20 protein-coding genes are annotated in these 25,433 nt (G+C 70.5%); 8 read left to right on the forward strand and 12 right to left on the reverse strand.

Annotation, left to right across the window (positions count from 1 at the left end; genetic code table 11):
- Window positions 1-16: 16 nt before the first annotated feature.
- The 5 genes from ACTJI1_RS08990 to ACTJI1_RS09010 form a co-directional block, all read right to left on the reverse strand.
- Entirely contained in the window at window positions 17-1,453 is a 1,437-nt protein-coding gene (locus tag ACTJI1_RS08990; protein ID WP_440742354.1) for a DUF5719 family protein, read from the reverse strand.
- On the reverse strand, window positions 1,446-4,757 hold the full coding sequence (locus ACTJI1_RS08995) for a glycosyltransferase (protein ID WP_440742355.1): 3,312 nt from the start codon (window positions 4,755-4,757) through the stop codon (window positions 1,446-1,448). Before ACTJI1_RS08995 ends, ACTJI1_RS08990 begins: the two co-directional genes overlap by 8 nt.
- An 82-nt stretch (window positions 4,758-4,839) precedes the next feature.
- Window positions 4,840-5,163, reverse strand: coding sequence for a WhiB family transcriptional regulator (locus tag ACTJI1_RS09000; protein WP_310134702.1), 324 nt, complete (start codon window positions 5,161-5,163; stop codon window positions 4,840-4,842).
- Window positions 5,164-5,350: 187 nt separating this feature from the next.
- Entirely contained in the window at window positions 5,351-6,313 is a 963-nt protein-coding gene (gene galE / locus ACTJI1_RS09005) for a UDP-glucose 4-epimerase GalE (RefSeq protein WP_440742356.1), read from the reverse strand.
- A gap of 90 nt (window positions 6,314-6,403) precedes the next feature.
- Window positions 6,404-7,582 carry an acyl-CoA dehydrogenase family protein gene (locus ACTJI1_RS09010; protein WP_440742357.1) on the reverse strand — a complete coding sequence of 393 codons (1,179 nt, stop codon included), beginning with the start codon at window positions 7,580-7,582 and terminating at the stop codon, window positions 6,404-6,406.
- 114 nt (window positions 7,583-7,696) lie between these two features.
- On the opposite strand from ACTJI1_RS09010, the gene manA reads away from it, so the two are divergent.
- From manA to ACTJI1_RS09030, 4 genes are all read left to right on the forward strand, one after another.
- Window positions 7,697-8,863 carry a mannose-6-phosphate isomerase, class I gene (gene manA, locus ACTJI1_RS09015; protein WP_440742358.1) on the forward strand — a complete coding sequence of 389 codons (1,167 nt, stop codon included), beginning with the start codon at window positions 7,697-7,699 and terminating at the stop codon, window positions 8,861-8,863.
- A 14-nt stretch (window positions 8,864-8,877) separates the two neighbouring features.
- Window positions 8,878-10,203: an O-antigen ligase family protein gene (locus ACTJI1_RS09020; RefSeq protein ID WP_440742359.1), complete on the forward strand. Its 1,326-nt coding sequence runs from the start codon at window positions 8,878-8,880 to the stop codon at window positions 10,201-10,203.
- Between the two features lie 84 nt (window positions 10,204-10,287).
- Complete coding sequence (locus ACTJI1_RS09025) at window positions 10,288-11,496, forward strand: SGNH/GDSL hydrolase family protein (RefSeq protein ID WP_440742360.1); 1,209 nt, start codon at window positions 10,288-10,290, stop codon at window positions 11,494-11,496.
- Window positions 11,497-11,529: 33 nt separating this feature from the next.
- A complete protein-coding gene (locus ACTJI1_RS09030; RefSeq protein ID WP_440742361.1) occupies window positions 11,530-12,831 on the forward strand; it encodes an O-antigen ligase family protein in 1,302 nt (433 codons plus the stop codon).
- Here ACTJI1_RS09030 and ACTJI1_RS09035 read toward each other — a convergent pair.
- Window positions 12,828-13,481, reverse strand: a complete 654-nt coding sequence (locus ACTJI1_RS09035; protein WP_440742362.1) for an acyl-ACP--UDP-N- acetylglucosamine O-acyltransferase — start codon at window positions 13,479-13,481, stop codon at window positions 12,828-12,830. The genes ACTJI1_RS09030 and ACTJI1_RS09035 overlap by 4 nt on opposite strands.
- A gap of 159 nt (window positions 13,482-13,640) precedes the next feature.
- Here ACTJI1_RS09035 and ACTJI1_RS09040 point away from each other — a divergent pair, with 159 nt between their 5' ends.
- From ACTJI1_RS09040 to ACTJI1_RS09055, 4 genes are read left to right on the forward strand one after another with little or no spacing between them, the layout of a single operon-like run.
- Window positions 13,641-14,729: a DegT/DnrJ/EryC1/StrS family aminotransferase gene (locus ACTJI1_RS09040; RefSeq protein WP_440742363.1), complete on the forward strand. Its 1,089-nt coding sequence runs from the start codon at window positions 13,641-13,643 to the stop codon at window positions 14,727-14,729.
- Window positions 14,726-15,694, forward strand: a complete 969-nt coding sequence (locus ACTJI1_RS09045) for a Gfo/Idh/MocA family protein (RefSeq protein WP_440742364.1) — start codon at window positions 14,726-14,728, stop codon at window positions 15,692-15,694. The genes ACTJI1_RS09040 and ACTJI1_RS09045 overlap by 4 nt, the downstream gene beginning before the upstream one ends.
- Window positions 15,691-16,146 carry a GtrA family protein gene (locus ACTJI1_RS09050; RefSeq protein ID WP_440742365.1) on the forward strand — a complete coding sequence of 152 codons (456 nt, stop codon included), beginning with the start codon at window positions 15,691-15,693 and terminating at the stop codon, window positions 16,144-16,146. Before ACTJI1_RS09045 ends, ACTJI1_RS09050 begins: the two co-directional genes overlap by 4 nt.
- Before the next feature lie 3 nt (window positions 16,147-16,149).
- Window positions 16,150-17,124 (forward strand): glycosyltransferase family 2 protein, encoded by a 975-nt coding sequence (locus ACTJI1_RS09055; RefSeq protein WP_440742366.1) that lies wholly within the window; start codon window positions 16,150-16,152, stop codon window positions 17,122-17,124.
- A gap of 30 nt (window positions 17,125-17,154) precedes the next feature.
- Here the strand turns inward: ACTJI1_RS09055 and ACTJI1_RS09060 are convergent, their stop codons facing one another.
- The 6 genes from ACTJI1_RS09060 to ACTJI1_RS09085 form a co-directional block, all read right to left on the reverse strand.
- Window positions 17,155-19,269 (reverse strand): DUF7657 domain-containing protein, encoded by a 2,115-nt coding sequence (locus ACTJI1_RS09060; protein WP_440742367.1) that lies wholly within the window; start codon window positions 19,267-19,269, stop codon window positions 17,155-17,157.
- Between the two features lie 79 nt (window positions 19,270-19,348).
- The gene (locus ACTJI1_RS09065; protein ID WP_440742368.1) at window positions 19,349-20,320 is read right to left on the reverse strand and encodes a glycosyltransferase family 2 protein; all 972 of its coding nucleotides are present in this window, start codon (window positions 20,318-20,320) and stop codon (window positions 19,349-19,351) included.
- A complete protein-coding gene (locus ACTJI1_RS09070; protein WP_440742369.1) occupies window positions 20,317-21,993 on the reverse strand; it encodes a hypothetical protein in 1,677 nt (558 codons plus the stop codon). The genes ACTJI1_RS09065 and ACTJI1_RS09070 overlap by 4 nt, the downstream gene beginning before the upstream one ends.
- Before the next feature lie 26 nt (window positions 21,994-22,019).
- Complete coding sequence (locus tag ACTJI1_RS09075; RefSeq protein WP_440742370.1) at window positions 22,020-23,261, reverse strand: ABC transporter ATP-binding protein; 1,242 nt, start codon at window positions 23,259-23,261, stop codon at window positions 22,020-22,022.
- 22 nt (window positions 23,262-23,283) lie between these two features.
- The gene (locus ACTJI1_RS09080; RefSeq protein WP_440742371.1) at window positions 23,284-24,210 is read right to left on the reverse strand and encodes an ABC transporter permease; all 927 of its coding nucleotides are present in this window, start codon (window positions 24,208-24,210) and stop codon (window positions 23,284-23,286) included.
- A 64-nt stretch (window positions 24,211-24,274) separates the two neighbouring features.
- On the reverse strand, window positions 24,275-25,402 hold the full coding sequence (locus ACTJI1_RS09085; RefSeq protein WP_440742372.1) for a glycosyltransferase family 2 protein: 1,128 nt from the start codon (window positions 25,400-25,402) through the stop codon (window positions 24,275-24,277).
- Window positions 25,403-25,433 lie beyond the last annotated feature (31 nt).

A 25,433-nucleotide genomic window follows, 5' to 3' on the forward strand; every position in this document is an offset into this window, starting at 1 on the left:
TCAGCCGGAGCGGCGGCTAGTTCGGGTAGACCGTGATGGGTGCGGCGAGCGGGCCGGGCGGGGCGAGCGCGAAGCTCGAGGTTCGGCCGTCGGCCGCGTAGCTGATGCTCGCCGTCAGGCCGTCCGCACCCGTGACGACGTACGTCCCGGGCTTCAGGTTCGCGCCCGCGCCGCCCTCGGCGGGCACGGTCAGGGTGAACGCCTTGCTCCCTGCCGCGACGCTCTGCACCGTGACGGTGCGGTCGGCCTCGCCCGGGTTCGCGACGTGGAGGGTCGGCGTGTACCCGCCCGGGACACTGGTCAGGGCCTGCTTCAGCAGGGGCTGGGCCGACGAGAACCAGGCGAAGTCGCGCGTCTTGGAGCCGATCACGGACGTCCGGGCCGAGGCGACCACGGGCACGCTGGAGTTCACCGTGACGGTGTAGCTGCCGTCCTTCAGGTCGTTGAGCGGCACCTCGGCCACCGTTCCGGCCTTCACCGTGGTGGCGTAGGAGTTGCCCGCCGCGGTGCCGGTCTCCCCGACCGCGCCGACGGTCACCTGGGCGTCCTTGTCGCCGGGCACGAGGATGCGGACGACCGGGAAGTCGACGCCGACGCCCTCCGCGGACTGCGCGCCCTGCACGGCGCTCATGGATGCGATGGTCACGCCGGGGATGATCTGCTGACGCCCGGGAGCGCCGGTGGCGCCGGCCATCTCGGCGCCGCGGGGCTGGATGCCCTGCTCGTAGCTCTGCTGGAGCGACGCGACCACTTCGCCGCCCGAGGTCGTCACGTGCACGACGGGCGCGGCGGCGGACGGCGCGAGGCCGGCCAGGGGGACCACCTTCTGCGCTCCGGCGGGGACGACGATCCCCGTCGCTCCGGGAGCGCTCACGGGGCCGGACTCGCTGAAGATCGCGAGATCGACCGTCGCGTCGACCGCGCTGGGGTTCGCGAGCAGCACCAGGCTGGTCTGCCCGAGGGCGGTGGAGCCGGCGGCGAGCCAGGTGTCGGCGCTCGGTTCGGCGCACGACGCGGCGGCGAGGCCGGCGAGGTCCTGCGCGGCGGCGTTCTGCAGCTGAGCGCCCGCGATCAGCGGTGCGGCGCTCGCGCCCGGCGGGGTCGAGACGGTGGCCAGGAGCGGCGCCTCGTCGGCGGACTCGGAGTCGGTGTCGGCCTTCAGCGTGTGCGTGCGCACCTCGGCGCCGGTGGAGCCCGTCGTGGTGGTGGGCGCGCCGACCGAGCTCGGCCGGGTGGCCGCGCCGGCGTCGGCCGCGAGCTGGAGGAGCGGGCCGGGGCAGACGCGCTGCTGGTCGGCCGGCACCGGGGTGACCGTCTGCGAGGGCGCGCCGATCGCGAAGTCCGGCAGCGGCAGCAGCGTGGCGCCGCCGATGGCGACGACCGCGACCGCGACTCCGACCAGGCCGCCGGCGGCGCGGATGCCGATGCGGGCGAGTCCCTTGCGGTCAGGCACGGTCGCCTCCTTCGAAGCTGCGTCGGGGTCGGATGATGGTCTCCTCGAGGCCGTCCTCGAGCGTCGTGGGACCGGGCGGTGTCGTCACGCGCTCGTGCTCGCGGTCGTCGAAGCGGTCGCCGTCGGTCTCCTCGGCGGGGAGCTCGGGCTCGCGCGTGAGCTCGGGCTCGGGCTCGGGGGCCGGCTCAGGCTCCGGCTCGCGCGCTGCCTCCGGCTCGCGCACCGCCTCCTGCTCGCGCGGCGCCTCCGGTTCGGTCGTCGGCTCCGGCTCGGCCTCGTCCGTCTCCTCCGCCTCCGGGACGGGCTCCTCCGCGGTCTCCCGCAGCTCGTCCTCCTCGGCGGACTCCACGACCGCCTCGTCGGCGGGTTCGGCCTCGTACTCGTCCAGGCTCTCGTCGGCGACGCCGTCGCCCGCGCCCTCGGGCGTCTCGGGCGCATCGTCCGGCTCGACGGCGCGCTCGTCGCCGCGCCCGCGGGGGCGCCGCGCCGACAGCTCGGAGACGCGATCTGCCGAGCGCGTCGTGGGGATGGCCATGAGCAGCGTCACGCCGATCACCAGGCCCTGCAGCACCAGCACGAGCACGCGCCACGGGTCGCCCGCGTCGGCGGGGACGCGCGCGGCAGGCGGGACGTCGGCCGTCGCGCGGTCGAACGCCCACAGCCGTCCGGTGCCCGTCGCACCGACCGGTGCCAGCAGCGGGTTCGCATCCATCGCGACCTCCGCCCGCGAGCGTGTGGCGTCGGCCGCCGACGTGTCGGTCGACCCGAGAGCGGTCGCGGACGGCGTGAGGAGGACGAAGTCGATGCCGAGCTGCTTGAGCTGCGCGGACGCATCGTAGCCGCTCCGCGACGACAGGTTGCCGGCGAGCTCGGCGAGGTCGCGCTGGCCCGGGGTGAGCGCCCGGGAGGTGTCCGCGAGCGTCGACTGCTGGTCGAGCGTCTCTCCGCTGCCGCGCAGGACGTCGGCGCGGATGCCGCCGCCGGGCTCCGGGATGATGCGCAGCGTGCCGGTGCGCGGCTGCGTCGCCGCCTTGGCGGTCACCACGGCCGGCAGGGTGCGTCCGTCGCTCTCCGCGACCGCGGCGTGCCCGTTCAGCGTGGCGATCCCCACCGGGACGGCCGCGATGGCCAGCGTCACGATGGCCGCCCAGGCCGGGTACACGGCGGCGCGCCCGATCGCCGAGAGCGCCAGCACGGCGGCGCCGATCAGCCCCAGCCAGTACAGGCTCACCGCGCTCCCCGGCCAGATCGGAACGACCGTGCCGCCGGAGACGGCGAGCTGGAGGTGCAGCGCGAGCACGGCGGTGGTGAAGCCGGCGAGTGCGACGAGCAGAGCGACGATGGCGCGGACCGTGCCGCGCAGGAACAGCGCGAGGATGGCCAGAACGCCCAGCGGCGCGAGCAGGATGGGGACGAGGATGTTCGCCGAGGCCGTCGGCAGCGAGAGCGCCGTGGCGAGCTGATGCCAGCCGCCGAGGGTGCCGTCGGGGAAGCCCAGCGCGAGCTGCCAGGCCGGGGTCTGCCGCGCATCCAGCGGCACCCCGGGGTCCGCCAGGATGGACAGCCACGCGCCGCGCGCCGCCTGCTGCCACACCAGAGGCGCGAACAGTACGACCGCGGGCAGCGGCAGGAACACGATGCGCGCGGCACGGCGGCCGGCGAACGCGATCGCCGCGATCCAGACGACGACGAGCGCGGGGATCAGGATGGGCGCGCAGGCGACGGTCGCCGCCGCGAGCAGGGCCGTGGTGGCGCTGGCCGCCCACGACCGGCGCGCCGCGAGGCCGGCGAAGAACAGCCACGGCAGCAGGATGTGCGCCAGCACGGCGGCCGGACGCCCGCCCTGCAGCGCGACCAGGATGGTCGGCGCGAGCGCGTACGCCAGGGCGCCGAAGGCGCGCAGCGTCCCGCGTGCCGTCAGCCGCGCGGCCGCCAGCCAGGCGCCGAGTGCGGCGAGCGGGAGCGCCAGCACCCAGAGCAGCACCAGGGACAGCGACGGCTGCCAGAAGGTCAGCGTGCCGAGCACGGCCAGCACGGCCGAGAACGGGTCGGCGGCTCCGGTGAAGCCGAGGTTCACATCCCGCCAGCCGTAGCCGAGGTTCGCCCACAGCTGGCCGACCGACGAGTCGAGCGGAAGCAGACCGCCGCCGCTAAGAGCGCCGGAACCGATCAGCGGGAAGAACAGCGCCAGCCCGACCAGCAGGGCGGCGAGAACCGCCCACCCGCCCCCGGTGCCGAAGAAGTCGAGGTCCTGGCGCTCGCCCTGCTGGCGCACCACGGCCGCCTCGCGTTTCAGCGCGCGGGCGCGCCGCACCTCGGCGAAGGGGATGCGCAGCGGCGCGACCGCCGCCCAGCCGACCTCGCGGGCCGATGCCAGCCGGCGCCGGGCGTTGCCCACCGCCATGCCGGAGAACGCGACGCGGAAGGCCGCGCCCAGCTCTCCCCCGATCGATCCGGGCTCCTTGCGCAGCAGCCGCACGAGCCCGCGCAGGATGGCGAGCGGCACCAGAGTCAGCCAGTGCAGCGGCACCGCCCAGCCCGGCGCGTAGACCATGCGGCGATGCAGCTGCGCGCGGCGACGCTCCCCCGACAGACGCCGGCGGACCGTCCACTTCGGGGACAGGTTGGGCCCGGCGAGGCCGTCGCCGCCGAGGGCGACGCGCGCCTGCGCCACGAGCGTGACGCGGAAGCCCGCGAGACGGGCCCGGGTGCAGAAGTCGAGGCCGTCGTCGATGGTCGGGAGGGCCGGGTCGAAGCCGTCGAGCCGCTCCCACAGCGCCTGGCGCACGAGCATGCCGGCGCTGGACACCGCGAGCACGTCGCTGAGGCCGTCGTGCTGCGCCTGGTCGAGCTCGTTCTCGACCAGTGGGAGGGAGGCGCCGAACGGCGTCATCGCCTCGCCGAACTCGCGGATGAACGCGGGGTCGTCCCAGTCGACGAGCTTCGGACCGACGACCGCGACGGACGGCGACACCTCGAGGGCGGCCAGCAGCGCCTCCAGGGCCTGAGGCTCGGGAGCGGTGTCCTGGGCGAGCAGCCACAGCAGCTCGTCGGGACCGGAGGTGGGGGGAAGGACGCGGACGGCCGCGGCGACGGAGGCACCGAAGGCCAGCTTCTCGGGGAGGGAGAGCAGCTGGGTGGGGTGGGACTCGGACAGCAGCCGGGCGGCGTCGTCGGAGGACGCACAGTCGACGGCGATCACGGCGTCCGGTCGACGGGTCTGCTCCGCGAGGGCGTCGAGAGTGCGCTGCAGGCGGGGGCCGCCGCTCTGGGCGACGACGATGGCGGTGACTCTCGGATACATCGCCAGTCAGCCTAGGTCGGGGTCGCGCCGATCCCTTCTTTGGGCCGGGCGCGGCGCGGATTCGCCGAGGGCGTGGCGGCGGTCAGCCGGCGCGCTTGCGGAGCTTGCGGCGCTCGCGCTCGGAGAGGCCGCCCCAGATCCCGAACCGCTCGTCATTGGCGAGCGCGTACTCGAGGCACTGGGACCGCACCTCGCACGAGGTGCAGATGCGCTTCGCGTCGCGGGTCGATCCGCCCTTCTCCGGGAAGAAGGCCTCCGGGTCGGTCTGGGCGCAGAGGGCGTCGGTCTGCCAGGCGAGCGGGTTGTCGTCCTCGACCTCCGCCGACCGGACACCCGGGACGCCGAGCCGGACCGGATCGATGAACCAGTCGTCGGGTACCCCGGAACGATATTCGGGAACTGGCATATCGGTCTCCCCACCCATGGACTGCTGAAACACGAGATTCCCGTGTGCCACTAATTACACCGTTGTCATTCGCTTCCGTCAAGTCGCGAATCGTAAAGCCTTGACCGCTGGTCGAGAGTTCGCGACGCGCCGGTGAACGACAACAATCGCGACACGCCCGGTGGGGCCGACCCGACGGACCGGTGTCTCAGGACGCCGCCTGGCGTGCTTCCCAGGCGCTGCGCACCATCTCGTCGAGCGTGTGCCGCATCTTCCAGTCGAGATCGCGCGCTGCGAGCTCTCCCGAAGCCACGATCCTCGCCGGATCGCCCGGGCGTCGAGGCCCCACTTCTGGGGTGAAGGGGATTCCGGTCACCTCGGCGACCGTCGACATGATCTGGCCGACGGAGACGCCGTCGCCGCTGCCGAGGTTGTAGACGGGCTCGATCGGCTCCCCGGCGTCCAGGCGCTTGGCCGCGGCGACGTGCGAGACGGCGAGGTCGGCGACGTGGATGTAGTCGCGGACGCACGTGCCGTCCGGGGTCGGGTAGTCGTCCCCGTTGATCCGGGGCGTGCGCCCTTCGGCGAGCGCGTCGAAGACGAGCGGGAAGAGGTTGTGCGGGCTGGTGTCGCGCAGGCTCGGGTCGCCGGAGCCCACCACGTTGAAGTACCGGAGCGACGTGTGACGGAGTCCTGCCGCGACGCCCTGGTCGCGCAGCAGCCACTCGCCGATCAGCTTGGACTCGCCGTACGGCGACTCGGGGTTCTTCGGGGTCGACTCGGTGACGATGTCGACGTCGGGCGTGCCGTAGACCGCGGCCGAGGAGCTGAAGACCACCGCATCCACACCGGCCTCCTGCATCGCCGCCAGCAGCACGGCGGTCGCCGTGACGTTCTGCTCGTAGGTGTGCAGCGGCCGCTGAACGGACACTCCGGCGTACTTGAAGCCGGCGACGTGGACGACCCCGGTGACCCGGTTCTCGGCGAAGATGCGCTCCAGCAGCTCGCCGTCGAGGATGGTGCCGCGGTAGAACGGCACGTCGGCCGGCACGAACTCCTCGTGACCGCTCGACAGGTCGTCGACGACGACCACGTCGATGCCCTCCTGGCGGAACGCCCGCACGACGTGCGCTCCGATGTAGCCTGCGCCTCCGGTCACCAACCACGCCACGGGCGGTCCTCCTGCTCGTTCGACATCACGGTCAGGGCAACCCTACCGGGACCGCGCGAACCGCCTCCGATCGTCGTCAGGCATGAGGCCTCAGACGAACGCCGCCTGGCCGGTGATCGCGCGGCCGACGATGAGGGTGTTCATCTCGCGCGTGCCCTCGTAGGAGTACAGGGCCTCGGCGTCGGCGAAGAACCGGGCGACGTCGTAGTCGAGCACGATGCCGTTGCCACCCAGGGCCTCGCGGCACCACGCGACCGTCTCGCGCATCCGCGCCGTCGCGAACGCCTTCGCGAGGGCCGAGTGCTCGTCGCGCTGCTCGCCGTCGTCCAGCATCTGCGAGACGCGGGTGCAGAGCCCGATGGAGGCCGTGATGTTGCCGATCGACTTGACCAGGAGGTCCTGGATCAGCTGGTGCGCCGCGATCGGCTTGCCGAACTGCACGCGCTCCTTCGTGTAGCGCAGAGCCGCCTCGTACGCACCCACCGCGACGCCGACCGCCGCCCAGGCGACCTCCGCGCGGGTGAGCCGGAGGACGCGCGCCGTGTCCTTGAAGCTGTTCGCGTTCTGGAGGCGCAGCGACTCGGGCACCACGACGTCCTCGAGGGTGATGTCGGCGTTCTGCACGATCCGGAGCGACTGCTTGCCCTCGATCTTGGTCGCCGTGTAGCCCGGGGTGGAGGTCGGGACGATGAAGCCCTTCACCTGGCCGTCCTCGGCGCTCTTGGCCCAGATGACGGTGATGTCGCTGAAGGTGGCGTTGCCGATCCAGCGCTTCGAGCCGTTCAGGACCCAGTTGTCGCCGTCGCGCGTCGCCACCGTCTTGAGGCCCTGCGCGGAGTCGGAGCCGGAGGTGGGCTCGGTGAGGCCGAAGGCGCCGAGCACCTCGCCGCTCGCCAGCTTCGGCAGCCACTCGGCACGCTGCTCGTCGGAGCCGCACACCCCGATCGCGCCGAGCGCGAGGCCGTTCTGCACGCCGACGTAGGTGCTGACGGATGCGTCCACGCGCGCCAGCTCCAGCGCCACCCAGCCGCGGAACACGGCCGAGTTCTCGAACGGGGCGGTCTCCGGGAAGCCCAGCCCGATCGCGCCGTTGCGGTGCAGCACGTCGATGATCTGGTGCGGGAACTCCGCCTTCTCCCAGTACTCGTTGACGATCGGCTTGACCTCCGACTCGAGCTGCGCGCGGAGGTTCGCGATGAACTCCTTCTCGCGGTCGGTCAGCAGGTTCTCGAAGCCGTAGAAGTCTCCGGCGATGGTCTCGAAGGGCATGTTCGCTCCAGTGCGTCCGCGGGATGGTCGGGCCGCCGTCAGCCTAGAGACCCGGACGGGGGCGGACAAAGCGATTGGTAGTTTGGTCCAACGCGACGAAAGGGATGAGGACGCATGTTTGTGCGCATCGGCAACACTCCGCGGGACTACGCCTGGGGCTCCGAGACGGCGATCGCCGGCCTGCTCGGCACCGAGCCGAGCGGCGGTCCGGAGGCGGAGCTGTGGCTGGGCGCGCATCCCGGCTCCCCCGCCCGCGTGCTCGACCCGGCGCTGACCGGCGGCGCGGAGGACCTGGCCGCGTGGGAGCGCACCGCGGAACTCCCCTACCTGCTGAAGGTGCTCGCAGCGGACGGGCCGCTGTCGTTGCAGGCGCATCCCTCGCCCGAGCAGGCGCGCGCGGGGTTCGAGCGCGAGAACGCCCTCGGGCTGGCGCCGGACTCGCCCGACCGCAACTACAAGGACCCGTTCCACAAGCCCGAACTGATCTACGCGCTGAGCGACCCGTTCGAGGCGCTGTGCGGCTTCCGCGACCCGGCCGAGAGCCGGGCGGCGTTCGAGCGGCTCGCCTCCGCGAGCCGCGGCGGCGCGGTGCTGGCCGGCTTCGCCCGCACCCTGGACGGCGAGCCGGGGGCCGTGCTCCGCCGTGCGACCGAGTGGCTGCTCGGCGGCGACACCGACGTCGACCTCCTGGTGGCCGAAGTGGTCGCCGCGGCGCGCGAGCTGCCCGACGACCGGGACGCCGACACCGTGCGGATGCTCGACGAGGCCTTCCCGGGCGACCCCGGCATCGTGCTGGCCCTGCTGCTCAACCGCGCGACCCTGCGCCCCGGCGAGGTGCTGTACCTGCCCGCCGGCAACATCCACGCCTACCTGCGGGGTCTCGGCATCGAACTGATGGCCGCCTCCGACAACGTGCTGCGCGGCGGCCTCACGCGCAAGCGGATCGACGTACCGGAGCTGGTCTCGGTGCTGGACTTCTCCCCGATCCGCGCGACGCCGCTGGCGGCGGGTCACCCGGCCGCCGGGGTCGCGGAGTTCCGCCCGGACGTGCCGGACTTCCGCCTCGACGTGGTGCGCCTCGACGCCGCCGTCACCTCTGCCGAGGTAGCCCTCACCGGCACCGCCATCGCCCTGTGCACCGAGGGCGACCTCGAACTCGCCGGCGAGACCGGAGCGCTGCGCCTCGCCCGCGGCGAAGCGGCCCTGATCACCGGGGACGAGCGGACGCTCTCGGTCGGCTCGGGTCAGGGGACCCTCTTCGTCGCCATGCCGAACGCGTGAGCTATTCTGCGGGAGTGACGAGGCCCTCCGCGCTGGACGAGCGCATCCGCACCGCCCGTTCGGCGAGCGGGACCGGCGAAGCGGTGCTCGCGGCGGTGGTGCTGTTCACGCTGTTCGCGGGCGAGTTCTGGCGCGACCTGATCAGCTGGCCCGGGTACTTCGCACTGGCCGGTGTTCTGGCCGTGGTGGTCGCCGTCGTGCTGGTGCGCGCGCGTCCGCGGTTCCGCTGGCGGACGACGCCGAAGACACTGCTGGTCTTCCTCGCCCTGGCGATCGTGTCGATCGCGTGGTCGGCCTACCCGGGAGCGAGCGCGCTCGGCGTCGTCGCCCAGCTCGCGACCACGATCGCCGGGCTGTTCCTGGGGCTTCGCCTCGGGATGCGGGGGCTGCTGAGCGCCCTCGGCAACGCCTTCCGGTGGATCCTCGGCCTCTCGCTGCTGTTCGAGCTCGTCGTCGCCGTCTTCGTCCGGCAGCCGGTGCTGCCGCTGACACCCGTGCAGCCCGCGCCGCCGGGGAAGGTGCCGCAGGCGTTCTTCTGGAGCCGTGACCTGCTGTTCCACGGCGGTCCGATCCAGGGGATCGTCGGCAACTCCAACCTGCTCGCGATGATCGCGCTCCTGGCGATCGTCGTGTTCGGCATCCAGCTCGCGGACAGGGCGGTGCGCCGCGGATCGGCGGCCAGCTGGCTGGTCGTCGCGGTGCTGACGCTGGCGCTCACGCGCTCCGCGACCGTGATCGCGGCCACGCTGGCGGTCGCCGTGGTGCTCGCCTTCGCCCTGTGGGCGCGGCGTGTGGGGCCCGCGCGCCGGACGCCGGTGTACGTCACGGCCTTCGCCCTGTTGATCGCGGGGGTCGTGCTCATCTCCGTGTTCGCCTCGCGCATCCCCGCCCTGTTCGGAAAGAGCGAGGACCTGACCGGCCGGCTGGACATCTGGCACGCCGTGATCGGGCTCGCCCAGCAGCGCCCGGTGTTCGGCTGGGGCTGGGTCAGCTACTGGGCGCCGTGGGTGAAGCCCTTCGAGGGCCTCGCGACCCGCAACGGCGTCGAATACCTGCAGGCGCACAACGCCTGGCTGGACGTCTGGCTGCAGCTCGGCATCGTCGGCCTGGTGGTCTTCATCCTCCTGGTGCTCACGACGTTCGGGCGCTCCTGGTTCCTGGCGGTCGACCGCCCGCGCACCGGGATCGCGGACGACGCGCCGTACACCGCGACGGCCCTGCTGCCCCTGCTGCTGCTCGCGGCCCTGATCGCGCAGAGCTTCGCCGAGAGCCGCATCCTGATCGAGGGCGGATGGGCGCTGCTCGTCGCGCTGGCGGTGTCGACGAAGCGCGGGGGCTGACGCGCGTCACGATCCGCTGGACATCCTCGTCTACCCCTGTGAAGGCCGCCGTCGGCGGCACCGGAGGGAGACGAGACGATGTCGATGCGATGGGGACGGGCGGCCGCGGCCGCCGCTGCTGCGATCGCGGGTGCGCTGGTCGCGCTCACCGCGACCGGACCGGCGGCGAGCGCCGCGACGACCGCCGAGCAGCTGGCGGGTGCACGCTACGTCGCGCTCGGGGACTCGTTCGTCTCCGGGTACGGGCTTCCGCCGTACGCCGCCTCGCCGGCCCCGGGCTGCCTTCAGTCGTCCGACAGCATCGCGCACCGGGTGGCGAGCACCTACGGGCTCTCACTGACCGACGTCAGCTGCACCGGGGCGACGATCGCGAATGTCACCTCGACGCCGCAGACGGTGCCGGGCGCCACGGTGCGGGCCCAGCTGGATGCGGTCACCGCCGATACGGCGCTCGTCACGGTGTCCATCGGGGGCAATGACGCGGGCTTCTCGACGGTGCTTGCCTCGTGTGCGGCGCTGGGCCCGTCCGGTCCGCTCCTGCAAGATCCGGCGTCGCCCAGCTGCGCCGTGAAACTCGGGTCGCAGCTCGCCGCCGCGGTCGACGGGCTCGCCCCTGGGCTGGATGCGATGCTCGCGGCCATCCACCGGAAGGCGCCGAACGCGAAGGTGATCGTCCTCGGCTACCCCGCCCTCGCGCCGACCGACGCCGCCACTCCGGCCGGCGGGTGCTTCAGCTCGGCGCTCGGCACCGGTCAGCCGCCGCTTCCGCGGAACGCCTTCCCGTTCACGGATGCGGACCGGACCCTCATCGCCTCGCTGAGCGCACGGCTCGACGCGGCGCAGCGCGCCTCCGCCGACCGCAACGGCGCGACCTTCGTCTCGGTTCTCGCCGACTCCGACGCGCACACGCCCTGCGCGGGGTCGACCGATCCGTACCTGAACGGCATCAGCCTGACGTCCCTCCAGCCTCCGGCACTCGCCGAGGGGGCGATGCACCCGAACGCCGCAGGCGCGGCCTTCCTCGCCGCCCGGCTGCAGCAGGCGGTCGGCGAGGCGTTTCCGGCGACCGGCGTCCAGCCGGGCGGGGCAGGGACGTCCGATGCCCCGGCCCCATCCCCGACCGTCCAGCCGGCGGCCGTCGACGGGCCGACGACCCGGCTGGCGGAGAGCGGATCCGAGATCCCGACGCTCCTGATCACCGGAGCCGCACTGGCAGGGATCGGGGCGGTCCTGCTACTGACCAGGCGTACGCGTCCGCTCGGCCGCCGGAGCGCCGCACCCGCCCCGAAGTGAGAGCCGCGGGGTCGGCCCCGTAGGATTCCTGGTATGGCAACGCCCCCTCGGACCCTGGTGCCGCCCGCGGTCACCGAGTTCCTGGGCTCCGCCCGCTTCACCTCGACGCTCGCGCTCCTCGCGGTGATCACGGGGTTCTCGACGCACGCGATCCGGGGCATGATCGGCTGGCCGGGGCTGATCGGGGCGCTCGGCGTCCTCGTCGCCCTGGCGGCCCTGTCGTTCGCTGCGCAGTGGCGGCTCATCGAATGGCACGGACTCCTGCCCATCTCCGCCCTGCTGTTCGTCGGCTGGTGCGCGCTGTCGCTGCTGTGGAGCCAATACCAGTGGGCGACGTTCGGCGCGGTGATCTACCAGCTGATCTTCGCCTTCCTCGCCGTCTACATCGCGCTGGTGCGGGACGCCATCCAGATCGTCCGGGTCGTCGGCGACGCGTTGCGGTTCCTGCTCACCCTCTCGCTGTCCCTGGAGGTGCTGAGCGGCCTGCTGCTCGACGCCCCGATGAAGTTCCTCGGCATCCAGGGCAACATCGCACTCGGCGGACCGATCCAGGGACTGTTCGGCTCGCGCAACCAGCTCAGCATCGTCGCGCTCATCGCGTTCGTCACCTTCCTGGTCGAGCTGCGCACCCGGTCCGTCCGTCCACCCGTGGCGGCGTTCTCCATCACGCTCGCCGGGCTGTGCATCCTGCTCGCGCACTCCCCCGTCATCGCCGCCGTGTCGGTCGTCGTCGGGCTCGCCACCCTGGCGCTGTACCTGATGCGCAAGGTCCGTCCCCACCAGCGGCCCTACTTCCAGTGGGGGCTCGCCATCCTCACGGTCGCGGCACTGGTCGCCGCCTACATCTACCGCACCCGTGTCATCGACCTGCTCAACGCGCGCGCCGACTTCCAGGTGCGCTACCAGCTGTGGATCCAGATCTGGCAGCTCATCCCGGTGCAGCAGACCGTGGGCTGGGGATGGGTCGGCTCCTGGCCCACCGACCTCTACCCGTTCACGGCCATCCAGGCGGCGACCGGCGTGTACCACGCGGACGGTCTGAACGCCTACCTCGACGTCTACCTGCAGGTCGGCATCATCGGCCTGCTGCTCTTCGTGGCGCTGATCGCCCTGGCCTTCGGCCGCTCGTGGCTGCTCGCCTCCAACCGCCGCAGCGTCGTCTACGCCTGGGCGCCGCTCGTCCTGGTCGCGCTGCTCGTCACCAGCGTGTTCGAGAGCTCGATCCTGGTCGAGTCCGGGTGGATGCTGCTGGTGATCTGCACCGTCAAGGCGTCGCAGGGCATGAGCTGGCGCCTGCGCCTGCCGCACCACGAAGCGTCCCGAGGGGCGGGCTAGGAAGCGGTGGCGCTCCGCCATTGTTCGACAAGGACCGCCAGTTCGTCGGAGGTGTCATCGGCCAGCCGCGCCGGGTCGAAACCATCGGAGTAGATCGGGACGAGCGCGCTCACGACCTCTCCCGGCAGACCGGCCCGTTTCATGCCCACCACGTTCGCGCCTCTCACCTTCGCGGGGTTGCCGAACACCTTCGCCCAGGGCGGTACGTCGCGCGTGACGACGGACCCCATGCCGACCATGGCCCCGCCGCCCACGAACCGGCGCTGATGCACGGAGGTCCCGAGCCCGAGGTTGGCGCCGTCGCCGATGCGAACGTGGCCCGCGAGCAGGACGCTCGAGGCCAGCGTCACGCCGTCGCCGAGCGTGCAGTCGTGAGCGACGTAGACCTGGTTCATGATGAAAGCGTCGTCGCCGATCGTGGTCCGCGCGTGCCAGCCCTGGTGGATCTGGGCGTATTCGCGCACCACGTTCCGGTCCCCGATCCGGATGCCGTTACCGCTCGAAAGGGCCGAAGTGTCGCGGGGATGATCCCAGGAGCGCACTTCGGGGGGCGCCCCGATGACCACCCCCGCGCCGATCCAGTTGTCGTCGCCGATCTGGACCGGGCCGGTGATGACGGCGAACGGACCGACCGTGTTGCCGGCGCCCATCCGGACGTCGCCGCTGATCACGGCCGTGGGATGGATGGAATTCGACTGACCGCTCATGCACACCGATCGAGGGGAAATGACAATGTAAAGTGAGATCGCACGTTTCCGTATCCCTCCCCTGCACTATACCCGCGAGGCTCAATGATTCCCATAACGACGGTGAAGTTCGGTCCTGATGAGGAGCGTGAAGTCCTCGAAGTCCTCCGCTCCGGCTCCATCGCCCAGGGGCCGAAGGTGGCACAACTCGAAGAGCATTTCGCGCAGATGCACGGAGCTCGTCACGCCATCGCCGTGAACAATGGGACGACCGCACTGGTCGCGGCCCTCCAGGCGCTGGGACTAGGGCCCGGCGACGAGGTCGTCACCTCACCGTTCACCTTCGTCGCCACCCTCAACGCGATCCTCGAGACCGGTGCAACGGCCACCTTCGCAGACATCCGCACCGACGACTTCAACGTCGATCCGGAGTCGGTCGCCGGTGCGATCACCGACAAGACAAAGGTCCTCCTGCCCGTCCACCTGTACGGCCAGATGGCCGACATGGAGCCCATCGCCGCCCTGGCGGATCAGCACGGGCTGCGCATCCTCGAGGATGCCGCCCAATCGCATGGCGCCACCTACCAAGGCCGCGCGGCCGGCAGCTACGGGCTCGGCTCGTTCTCGCTCTACGCGACCAAGAACATCACCACGGGTGAGGGCGGCCTTATCACGACCGACGACGACGAGATCGCCGACACGCTTCGCGTCCTCCGCAACCAGGGGATGCGCGCCCGTTACGTGTACGAGCTCGCCGGGCACAACTACCGCCTCACCGACCTGCAGGCGGCGCTCGGCATCCCGCAACTCGCGCGCTACGAGTCGATCGTGGCCGCGCGCAAGCGCAACGCCGCCCGTCTGATCGAGGGACTGTCCGTAGTGCCGGGCATCGAAGTCCCCCGCGAGCTCCCCGGCCGCTCGCACGTCTGGCACCAGTTCACCATCCGCATCACGGACGACGCGGCCGTGGGCCGCGACGAGTTCGTCTCGCGACTCGGCGAGGAGGGCGTCTCGGCGGGCGTCTACTACCCGCGCCTGCTGTGGGACTACGACGCCTACCGCGACCACCCGCGCGTGATCAAGCGCGACGCGCCGGTCGCCGAGATGGTGGCGCGCCAGGTCGTGTCGCTCCCCGTGCACAACTCGCTCAGCGACGACGACCTCCAGACCATCGTCGACGCGGTCGCGAAGGTCGCCGGAGGACAGCGATGAGCGCCCGCAAGCGGGTCGCCCTCGTCGGCGCCGGGACGATGGGCGGCCACCACGCCCGTGTCATCGCCCAGTCGCCGGATGCCGAACTCGCGCTGCTTATCGACCCGCGCGAAGCGGTAGGCGCGGCCATGGCGGAGCGCTTCGGCGCCACCTGGCGGCCCGAGCTGCCGGAGCTGTCAGGCATCGACGCCGTCGTCGTCGCGGCGGCGACCGAGGCGCATTACGACATCGCCACGACTGTCCTCCGCCAGGATGTCGCCCTTCTCGTCGAGAAGCCGGTCGCCGACAGTCTCGGCCGGACCGAGGAGATCATCTCCCTAGCCGACGAGCGGGACCTCCCGTTCATGTGCGGCCTGCTCGAGCGCTACAACCCCGCGATCATGACCGCGCGCGACATCATGACGGACCCGCTGCACATCACAGCAGCCCGGCACTCCCCGTACGCGCCGCGGATCCGCACCGGCGTCGCCTGGGACCTCCTCGTCCACGATGTCGACCTCGCGATCGGCCTGGTCGGCGCTCCTCCGCTGGGCGCCGAAGCGCGCCTCGGGCACTTCCACCCGGAGTCGCTCGCCGACGCCGAGGACGTGGCCGAGACCATCCTCGAGTTCCCGGGCGGTGCCCTCGCCCACATCTCCGCCAGCCGGATCGGTCAGCGGAAGATTCGCCAGCTGTCCATCTACGAGCGGGAGCGCCTGATCGAGGTGGACCTCCTCCGTCGCGACGTCACGGTGTACCACCACGTCTCGGAAAACTCCGTCGACGAGGGCCTGGGCTACCGCCAGCAGACGGTGATCGAGATCCCGGAGTTGGTGAGCTCGCAGGAGCCGCTGACCACCCAGTTCGCGCGTTTCCTCGACGTCATCGACGGCAGAGTCGACGCGGCGAGGGAGCGTGCCAGCTTCCTCCCGGCGCATCGAGTAATCGATCAGGTGATCGCCCGTCGGCCGAGTCCGGTGGCATGAGCGCACGGACCGAAGGACGTTCTTCCTCCGGCCGGGCGGAGATCTTCCGTAAGCCGCTCGTCCGCTACCTCATCGCGGGCGGCCTGGCCTTCCTGGTGGACTTCGGCCTGCTCGCCCTGTTCCACGAGGTCTTCGACTGGCCCACCTGGCTGGCGGCCGGGACGGCCTTCGTCGTGAGCTTCGTCTTCACTTACACGATCCAGCGGATGTATTCGTTCGGTTCGACCGTCCCTCACGGGAAGGCGCTGATCAAGTACACTCTGTTGGTCGCGTTCAACACCGTGGCGACGGCCGTGATCGTCGCGCTCGTGGACACGTCCGCCCTCAGCTGGGCCGGCGGCAAGGTGATCGCGACGGCGGTGACGACGGTGTGGAACTTCTTCGCGTACAAGTACTGGGTTTTCGCGGAGCCGCGCCGAGTCGGTGCGCGGCCCCAGCCCGGAGAGGACTGAACTATGTACAACGGCGCACGAATCGCCGCTGTGGTGCCCGCCTACAAAGAAGAGAAGATGATCTCGCGGGTCATCGACACCATGCCGTCGTTCGTCGACCACATCGTGATCGTGGATGACCACAGCCCCGACGCGACCAGCGCCGTGGTGCAGCAGAACTCCGATGACCGCGTGCTGCTCATCCGGCATGAGGTGAACCAGGGCGTCGGCGGCGCGATCATCACCGGCCACCGCGCGGCGATGGAGCTCGGCGCCGATGTGAATGTCGTCATGGCCGGCGACGCGCAGATGGACCCGGACTACCTGCCCGCGCTCCTCGACCATGTGACGACAGAGGGCTATGGGTTCGCCAAGGCGAACCGCTTCTTCGCGCCCGAGTCGTTCAGCGGCATGCCACGCTATCGCATCTTCGGAAACATCATGCTGTCCTTCCTGACCAAGCTTGCGTCGGGCTACTGGCACCTGTTCGACCCGCAGAACGGCTACACCGCCATCCGGACCGAGGTCCTCCGTCGCGTGCCGCTCGACAACGTCGCGCGGCGCTACAGCTTCGAGAACGACCTCCTCATCCATCTCAACATCCTGCAGGTGCCGGCGGTCGACGTGCCGATCCCGGCGGTCTACGGCGAGGAGGTGTCGAGCATCAAGCTCGGCCGCGTCGTGCCGGAGCTGCTCAGCCTGCTGACGCGCGGCTTCTGGCGCCGCATCTGGTATCGCTATGTGCTCTGGTCCTTCTCGCCCATCGCCCTGCTGCTGATGCTGGGTCTGGTGCTGTTCGCGTTCGGCCTCGCCGTCGCCATCTGGGTGTGCTTCCAGGTCGCCGCCTCGGTGGTAGCGACCGCGGCGACGGTGATGCTGGCGGCGCTCCCACTGATGCTCGGGACGCAGATGCTCATCAGTTCGTTGCAGCTGGATATCCAGGCGAGTCCCGCGACACCCACGTACGTGCCCTTCGAGAGGCAGAACGAGAAGTCCTAGACGCGGGCATCCGCGCGAGGCGGCCTCGACTTACCGAGTCGGGGCCGCCTCGTTCTTCTCCACGGAGTACAGGTAGAAGGTCGTCGGCCCCTGGACGATGCGGCTCTGCTCGTCCAGGCAGCTCTGATCGAGCGGGGCATCGGAGACGACGTGGCGCACGTGCCGCTGAGCGAAGGTGTTGCACGAGTCGAATGTCATGAGGATGGCGTCCGCCGCGGGGTTTCGCGGGTCCGGGGCGCCCTGCCCGGCCACCCAGCTGAGGTTCGCCAGGCGGTTCCACTGCTCCTCGTGCCGCTTGCCCGGATCGATCTGCTTCCACATCTCGGCCGGCGGCGCGCCCTGGAAGCCGTTGTAGCCCGGGAGGCCGGACTGGACGAGCACCGCGCTGGGGAGCCGGGAGTCGCCCACTCCGACCCAGTTGCCGGGGTCCGCGGCCTGGATGGAGTGCATGCGCTTGGCGACGGCCGTGTCGTTCAGGTCGTAGACACCACGATAGAGGGGGTTCACGCTCATCGAGCCCGCCAGGGACATCACCAGGAACGAGACCGCGCCGACGAGCGCCCACCCCGAGGAGAAGGCGACCACGGAAAGCACGAACAGCACAGCCACGACGGCCCAGGACCACGACTGCACGACCAGCGGCGACTGCACGTGCAGGAGGTGAATCACGACGACGCCGACGCATCCCGCGGCGAGGGCCCCTGCCAGCACCGTTGCGAGGACGGGCATCCTGCTGCCTTCTGCGCGCACCGCGTCGGCCCGCTGTGCGATCACCACGGCGAAGATCAGGGAGAGGAGGCCGTAGCCCATCCGCAGCCTGCCGTCCGTGGTGCGGTCCAGGAGGATCAGGTGGGCGATCGCATCCCAGCCGGGGACGAGCAGGAACGTCGTGAACAGCACGGTGAGCGCGAGCAGGGCGACGAGCAGCCAGTCGGCGCCGCGACGCGCCCGGCGGTCGCGCACGATCAGCCAGATCGCGGGCACGGCGAGGAAGAGCCCCATTAGGAAGAAGGTGGACGCCTCGGACGCGTTGCCGCCCAGCGGCTGACCGCCGGTGACTCCGAGATTACGGGTGACGGGGGCCGCGAACAGGGCGATCAGGCCATCCTTGGTGGTCTGCCCGGTGTGTTCAAAGCGCTGCCCGGGGTAGACCGTGTCCAGGAACTTCTGGATGGTCCCCCAGCGGGTGGCGACCCAGAAGACAAGGACGGCGACACCGGCGGCGCCTCCGCCCAGGATCGGCAGGAGCGCCACGGCTCGGGTGCGGACGGTCGCCGCCGTCGCAGCGCCCGTCCCGGCGCCGGGCCCCGGTTGGAGGGGACGTCTCCCGAGCAGCATCCCGATGCCGGCGAACAGCACCACAAAGACAGCGGGGACGATGAAGGGAACGTACACGCCCATCCCCATGGTCACGGTCAGATACCCCACCACGGCGACCCAGGTCCATCGCTGCCATGTGCTGCGGGATCTCAGCAGCCAGACGAAGGCTGCGAGAGCAGCGAAGGCCCAGGCGGCCGGCCACAGCGTGACCGGCAGATACCACCACTGGAAGAACGGGGCGAAGAAGAATCCGACCGCGATGGCCGCGGCCGTGAAAGGGCGCCGGGGCAGGAACGTCACGGTTGCCAGGTAGGCGAACGCCATCAGCGCGAAGCCGGGTAGCCACCACTTCAAGGCCATCGCGTTGTCGAGGGGGAGGAACCAGAAGCCGACGAGGTGCGGCCGGAAGGCCATCGACCAGTCCCAGCTTGGCAGATCCGACTGCACCGTCGTGTCGATGCCGCCGGGGAAGGTGCGGTTCACCACGGGGAGCCCCTGCTCGACCTGGGAGATCGTCCACGCCGTCTGGACCGACCATTCGTCGCTGCGGATCGCCTCCGGTTCCCCCGAGAGCAGGTTCGAGTCACTCCCGGTGGCGAAGAACTGGTGCAGGTACCCGGTGGACGACCCGGTGATCCCCAGCCCGACCAGAACGATCAGGAGCACGATCAGAACGGCCGGGAACGCGACGACCACGCGCCAATTGGGCAGGCCGGTGGGGGCGGGGCGCACCGCAGCGCGCCAGCGATCCGAGAGGGTCCAGTGCTGCTGGCGGGTGTCCGGTTCTGCGTTGACGGGCTTTTCCGCGACGTCGCCAGAGTTCACGTGTTCTTTCCTCGAATGTCGGTGAGCAGCCATGAGCCTATCCGACGCTTGCTGGTGAGCCGCTGATTCGCGGCGCGCTTCACGCAGGCTGCGCCAGGTCGCGCACCACGTCCATCGCCCCGCGGCTGGCGTAGCGCACGTAGCCGCCGGTCAGGGCGAGCAGCAGCACGGGAACGGCGCGGAGCAGCCGGTTGCGCGGCATCCTGGCTCGGCGCGCTTCGAATCTCGCTTTGCTCCGCGCGGAGCGCACAACGTCGTCCGATGCCCCCTCCGCCACCAGACGTCCGACCAGCACCGCACCGCGACGCGCCAGCCCCGCGTTCCGGTCGGCCCGGGGCTCGAGTACCCGGCGGATCCGGTTTCCCAGGCTCGGCTCGGCAACCCCGATGGTGTTGGAGGCGTGGATGCGGTAGCGCGTCAGCGGAGCCGTCTCCACCGCGATGTGCCCGGCGGAGGCGGCGATGATCGCCAGCCACTCGTCATGGATCCACTCGGCGGGGAACGGCAGCGCCCGCTCGACGAGGGAGCGCCGGAACACCATGGTGGCTCCGGTGGCGAGGTTGCGTCGCAGGAGCGCGTCGAACGCCCGGCCGTCGCGGACAGCGTTCAGCTCGCGCGCGCCCACTTGCAGCCGGCCGAACAGCGTGGCGCCCACCTCCGTGCCGGTGTCGTCCACGATGGTGGCATCCGAGAACACGCACAGCAGCTGCGGATCCTTCTCGAAGTGCGCTGCGAGCACCCTCAGCCGATCAGGTTCCCATACATCGTCCTGATCGCAGAGGGCCACGAGGTCGCCGTCCGTGGCGCTCACGGCCTGCTCGAAGTTGCCGACGACGCCCAGCGGAACGCTGTTGCGGAGGACCGTGAGCCGAGGAGCGCCGACACCTGCTTCGCCGATCAGGGACGACACGACGGCGACGGTGCCGTCGCGGGAGGCGTCGTCGGAGAGCACGATCTCGTCGACCGGCAGGGTCTGCCGGAGGATACTGCCCACCTGTTCATGGATGAACGCCGCGCCGTTGTGCGTGCACAGCGCGACCGATATCCTCACGCGTCCGCCCCGTGGAGGTACGCGTAGAACTCGTCCTTGCGGTCCCAGAGGCCGTGGTACTGGTTACCCGTCTCCTCCTCCATGACCTGCCGAATGTCGACGGCGGACTTGCGCACGGTCCAGCCGAGCGCGAGGGCGCGCGCGGTCATCCACTGGTCCTCCATCATCAGGAACCGGGGCGGGATTTCGAAGAAGCGCGGGTCGGACACCAGCTCGAGGTCGGCGATGGTGCCGCCGGTGCCGGCGTAGTCGAGTGTGCCTCCCGGCTGCACCTCGGACCGCTGCCAGTGACTGCCGTGATTCGCGAACCCCCACCACGCCGAGATGCTGTGCGGAACGAATTCGGCGAGAAGGGTCGTCGCAAAATCGGCGCCAACCTGCTGGTCGTCGTCGAGCATGATGTACGGGCCGCGCGCACCCCGGTCCCACAGCCATCGGGCGATGACGAAACGAGCGACTCCGCCGATGTTGCCAGGCGACTCGTAGAGTTCGACGCCCGACAGGCTCCCCAGGTCCGCGTGCCCGAGCACCGAGCGGTAGTAGGAGGTATGGGCTGCGTCGTTGTTCCAGAGCACCAGACGGATGGGGCGCTCCGACTCCTGGGCAGCGAGCATCCTCAGGATGTCGGGGAGCCGGGAGGGTCTGGCGTAGAGGCACATCACGATCGGCAGATCGCCGATCGCAGGAGCGCCGCGGACGGCGGCGGGCGCGATCGGGTTCTCCAGCAGCCGCTGCATCGTCCGGGCGCGCGCCTCCTCGCCGCGGAAGACCCGCCGGGCCGCCCGCTGCTCGGCGGCCGAATGAAGCGTCCGTGCGGCACGGCCGCGCAGCGCCCTCAACAGGGACGTCGCCCGGTCGGTGCTGCGGACGACGCGGCGCGACCGGAGGGCGGCGAGTTCTGCTTCGACGGCCTTCAGCCGCTGTCCGGCGTCCGCCGCCTCGGATCTGCGCGCCAAGGATTCGGACACCGCGCGTCGCAGGGCGTCGCGCTCCAGCGCCGCCTCCGAAGACAGTGGCTCGTCGGCGACGCCGGGCAGCCCCTCGAGCCGCCGGTCGACGGTGAAGCGGCCGCTCGCCAGCTCCTCCCCCGTCGGCGTGCCCGCGAGATAGAGCGCAGCAGAGAGCTGCCCGTCGCCTTCCGCCGCGACCCGCTGCTCGAGCGAGCGCGACCCCACCCGGAGGACTTCGACGCGGGTCTGCGCGGTCGACACGTCCGGCCCGGGGCGACGAGCGGTCCGGGTGGTGGGGTCGACGGTCACGCCCTCGGCGCGCTGAACTGCGGCATCCGCCCCGTCCCGGAACACCAGGCGTGCGAATCCGCTGCCGCGGCGGCCGGCAGGACCGGTCAGACGCACCACGGGAGCGTCGATGCGGGAAACCGAACGGGGAAGCGACCCGAGGGCGTCTGCCAGGCGCTCAGCGGGGTCGGTGGCCACCCAGAACTCGCCGGCGGACGCGTCGAGGATCCAGCCGTCCCCCTCGGGACGCCAGTCGGCGACGAGCTGCACCGCCCCGTCGCGCATCAGGTCGCTCAGCGCATCCCTGACGGCGTCGCCCCCGCTGTCGTCGATGACGACGACCCGGTCGACTCCCTGAGCGCGATGATGCGTCACTGTCGCCGCGACGACATCCGCATCCGCCCGGGACACCCGGACCGCAAGCGTGATCCCCATCTACCTTCCCTGCCCGATGACGGCGTTTAGGCCGGTCCGCTGCTGCTCTCGCCCAGGTCCTCCGCGACCGGCTCGGAGTGCACCATGCCCACAGCGTACGGGTAGTAGGGGACGTCGAACGACGACACCTGAGGCAGGTCGTGGATGTGCCGGCCGGCGTCGTCCATCAGAGAGGCGTTGACGAAGTACTTGCCGGTCCCGAACCGGACGTCTTTGAAGGTGAACCGCACCGTGCGCAGCCCCCGAAGCGTCGGCAGCGTGAGTCCGACCCGCTTCGTCGTGGTCCCGTAGACCGCCTGACCGAGCGTGTTGTCGATCTGCACCGCACCCATCCACCCGTCGAGCCCGTCGAAGTGCTCGACGTCCATCTCGATCACGAGGTCGGACCCCGGGTCGACGTCATCGCCCGGTGCACCGCCGTGCGGGAAGACGCGGACGTCGCGGATCACTCCGCGGCCCATGATCTCGTCCGGGACGCCACCCTCGGCCTGCCTGCGCTCCTCGAGGTTCTCGCGGAGAAGCGCGACACCCTCGTTGGGCTCGCCCTCGTAGATCACCTCACCCTTGTCGAGCAGGATGACCCAGTCGCACAGCTCGGTGACCTGCCCGAGCGAATGGGTCACCAGGATGATGGTACGGCCCTGCTCCTGGAAGGATCGGATCTTGTCGAGGCACTTACGCTGGAAGGCCTCGTCGCCGACCGCCAGGATCTCGTCGACGAGGAGGATGTCCGGGTCGGTGTGCACGGCGACGGCGAAAGCAAGCCGCACGTACATGCCGGACGAGTAGAACTTGACCTGCGTGTCGATGAAGTCGGCGATGCCGGAGAACGCGACGATGTCGTCGAAGCGCTCGTCGGTCTCTTTGCGGGTCAGTCCGAGGATGGACGCATTGAGATACACGTTCTCGCGGCCCGTGAGGTCCGGGTGGAATCCGGCGCCCAGCTCGAGGAGCGCCGCGATCCTGCCGCGATGGCTGACCGAGCCCGACGTCGGGTCGAGGATGCCGCCGATCACCTTGAGGAGCGTGCTCTTGCCCGAGCCGTTGTGGCCGATGAGGCCGACCGTCGTGCCGGCCGCGATGTGGGCCGTCACACCCTTCAGCGCCCAGAAGTCCTCGCGGTGCTTGCGCCCGCGGCCGAAGCCGACGAGCCGCTCCTTCAGCGAGTTGTCCTTGCGGACGACGAACCGCTTCGTGACCTCGTCGATGACGATGATCTCCGGCGCCGCCTCGGTCGCCGCGGCGAGCTGGGCATTGATCGTTGACATGCTCGTAGTCATTGCCTTCTGGTCACAGTTCCTGGGCGAAGTTGCCCTGCAGGCGGGCGAAAACCCGCTGGAAGCCGACGAGCATCACCAGACCGATGGCAATCGCGATTAGCATCCGCGGCAGGAGCCATTCGGGCGACGGCTCTGAGTCTCCGCTGATCCACATCGCCTTCTGGAAGCCGAGGACCGCCAGAGTGATCGGGTTGTCCGTGTAGATGTCGAGCAGGATGCCGTTGCCGAGGGCGGACTGCACGGTGCTCCACGGGTAGACGATCGGTGAGGCCCACATAAGGATCATCAGCCCCACCTCGACCAGGTACTGGATGTCGCGCAGATAGACGTTCGCCGCCGAGAGAAGGATGGCCAAGGACGTGGCGTACACCAGAATCAGCAGGAACGCGGGGATGAGGTACAGGAGCCCGGCATGCCACGGGAACTTTCCCACGACCAGCGTCGCGATGACGAGGATGCCGAACTGGATGAGGAAGTTAAACAGAGCCGACCCAACGCTCGCGAGCGGGAAGATCTCCCTGGGCAGATAGATCTTCTTGATCAGCCCGGAATTGCCCACGATGGACGAGGTGCCGCCCGCGACGATTTCGCTGAACAGCGTGTACGCCGTCAGACCGGTGAAGACGTAGATGGCGAAATCGGGCGTCCCGCGGGCCGCGCCCAGGAAGCGGCCGATGACTACGTAGTAGATGACGAGCTGGGTCAGCGGACGCACCAGCGACCAGAGGAAGCCGAGAGTGCTGTCCTTGTACCGCGCCTTGAGGTCGCGGCGGACGAGGAGCCCCAGCATCTCCCGCTGGCCGAGGATCTCCTTGAGGGCCGCCCAGCTTCCGCCGAGCGCACCCGACTTGGGACCTGTTCGCACGAAGGTCGCGTCGGAGAGCGCCGCGAACCGGGCGCTCCGCATTTCACGATCGGAAAGTCTGTTGTTGGTCATGAGCAGGTGCAAGCATAGCCGCCCGGATGTGAGCGGGCCCTGAACGCAGGCATCGACGACGGAGTCAGCGTCCGGGCCGGAGACGGCCGACCGCGTCGGCCCAGCGCACGACCTTGCGGGAACGGAGGAGGGACAGCTCCTCGCGCACGCGCTGCTCCCGGGCGTCCGCCGCCTTCAGATCGTCGATCAAGCCGTCGATGCGATGCTTCGCGTCGTCCAGGTACTGGAGGACCTCGCCCAGGCGGGCATCGGCCTTCCCTTGCTGCGCGCGCGCATACTCCTCCTGGAGGGCGATCGCCGGAGCCCAGGTGCGCGCCGCGGCGAGCCTGTCGTCGGGCACGGGCACGTCCGCAACCGGTGCGGAGAAGGCGTCGGCGACCCTCCGGTCCTCGACGAGCGTTCCATCGGCGAGGCCGGCGGTGCGCTCCTCCTCCGTGGGATGCCGGAGCACGTAGAACGCGAAGAGCGTGCCCTGGAGATACCGGCGGTACTCGCGCATGCCGTGGTGGTTGGGGCTCGGCTGCAACTCCGGATTGGCCTCGTACGCCCGGCCGGACTTCTCCACCTTGCCCTCGAACTGCTCCCAGGAACGCCACGGGAAGTGGAGGACGTCGACCTCGAGACCCGGCGGGACCTCGCCTTTCTGCTGGAGGTTGACGAAGTGGTTGCCCTGTGAGACCTCGATCTCGGGCGTGCCGACGTGCACGGCATCAGATGTGGCATGGGCATGGAGGCCTAGCTCGTTCATCCGCCGGAGGGGTCTCCGGTCCTGAAGGGTCAGTCGCTGCAGTCCGCTTCCGCGCAGTGCGGGGTCGCCGATCATGTCGATGACCTCGACCGGGAACGTACGGAGCGATTTCGGGAGCTCGGAGAAGACGTCGTGCAGCGTGCGGCCCGCGACGCGGGGCAGCCAGAACTCGTCCGCATCCGCATTGATCACCCAATCCGCGCCGTGCACGGTGTGGGCGTCCCTCGCCATGCCGGTGACCACGCGGAACTGCTGCTTCCGCTGCACCGGATCGTGGCGGAGGTCGATCCGGTCGCCGTACGACTCTAGGATCTCGGTCGTACCGTCGACGGATCCGTTGTCGGTGACGATGATGGCGTCCGCGCCCTGATCGATCAGATTGTCGATCACGGGCCGCACGATGTCCGCTTCGTCGCGGACCATGAGCGTGACGGCGAGTCTCACAGGGAACGGTCTCATTCTCTTCGGGAACTTG

The sequence above is a fragment of the Leifsonia sp. 22587 genome, from assembly GCF_052044215.1.
Classification (GTDB): Bacteria; Actinomycetota; Actinomycetes; order Actinomycetales; family Microbacteriaceae; genus Leifsonia; species Leifsonia shinshuensis_C.